The sequence below is a fragment of the Frankia sp. AgKG'84/4 genome, from assembly GCF_023242965.2.
GTDB lineage: Bacteria > Actinomycetota > Actinomycetes > Frankiales > Frankiaceae > Frankia.
Window position 1 is genome coordinate 1 of sequence record NZ_JALKFU020001142.1, and the last position, 1230, is coordinate 1230.

Below are 1230 nucleotides of genomic sequence, written 5' to 3' on the forward strand. Positions count from 1 at the left end.
GGCCCGGCGGGCGGCGGCTGGCAGGTCCGCGCCGAGCTGCCCGTCCGGCCCGCGGCGGCCCGCCGGTGATCCGGGTCGTCATCGCCGACGACCAGCCGCTGGTGCGCCTGGGTCTGCGGGTACTCATCGAGACCGAGGACGACCTGGAACTCGTCGGCGAGGCCGAGGACGGCCGGGGGGCCGTCGACACCGTGCGGGCCACCCGCCCGGACGTCGTGCTGCTCGACATCCGGATGCCGGTGCTCGACGGTCTGGCGGCGCTGCGGATGATCGCGACGGACCCGGCACTGGCCACGACCCGCGTCGTCATGGTCACCACCTTCGAGGTGGACGAGTACGTCTTCGAGGCCCTGCGCGCCGGCGCGGCGGGCTTCGTGCTCAAGGACGCGGAGCCGGCGGACCTGCTGCGCGCGATCCGGGTGGTCGCCGCGGGCGAATCGCTGCTGTCCCCCACGGTCACCCGCCTGGTCATCGAGACCTTCGCCCGCCGCCCGAGCGTCGACGCCCCCGACCTGCGCAGCCTCACCGTCCGGGAACGCGAGGTGATGGGGCTGGTCGGCCGCGGCCTGTCCAACGACGAGATCGCCACTGAGCTGGTCATCAGCCCGGCGACCGCCCGCACCCACGTCAGCCGGGTCATGGTGAAACTCGCCGCCCGCGACCGCACCCAACTGGCCGTCCTCGCCAACCAGGCCGGCCTCGCCTAGTTAGCGAATCGTCACGCAGAGAGAACCGTCGGGCCTCCGCGCGCTGCACCACACCGAGCAGTCGGACGCACTGCGTCCGACTGCGTAGCCCGATGCCGCTCGGTGACGGACGACGGGAGTCCGCCCGGCCGGGACGCTGATCGGCATGACGACAACGACCGGGCCACGCCCCATGGCGCCCGCCCATCCCAGCCCGCCGCCCGAGCAGGTCGCCATCGACGTGCGCGGCCTGACCAAGCGGTATGGGCGGCGGACCGTGGTCAGCGGCCTGGACATCACGATTCCCGAGGGGGCGGTCGCCGGGTTTGTCGGGCCCAACGGCGCTGGCAAGACGACGACGTTGCGGATGCTGCTCGGCCTGGTCCGGCCCAGTGGCGGGCAGGGCAGCGTCCTCGGTGAGCCGCTGCGGTCGCCGACGGCCTACCTGCCGCGGGTCGGCGCGCTGATCGAGAGCCCGGCGCTCTACCCGGCGCTCTCCGGCCGGCGCAACCTCGCCGCGCTCGCCGCCCTCGCGGGGCTGGAC

The 1230-nt window shown here is 74.2% G+C and carries 2 protein-coding genes; both read left to right on the plus strand.

Annotated features, from left to right (window positions below):
• Positions 1-65: 65 nt before the first annotated feature.
• The gene (locus MXD58_RS27935; protein ID WP_248837613.1) at positions 66-707 is read left to right on the plus strand and encodes a response regulator; all 642 of its coding nucleotides are present in this window, start codon (positions 66-68) and stop codon (positions 705-707) included.
• Positions 708-852: 145 nt separating this feature from the next.
• Positions 853-1230: ATP-binding cassette domain-containing protein (locus tag MXD58_RS27940; protein ID WP_374616750.1), on the plus strand; the 378-nt coding region annotated here is incomplete at its 3' end.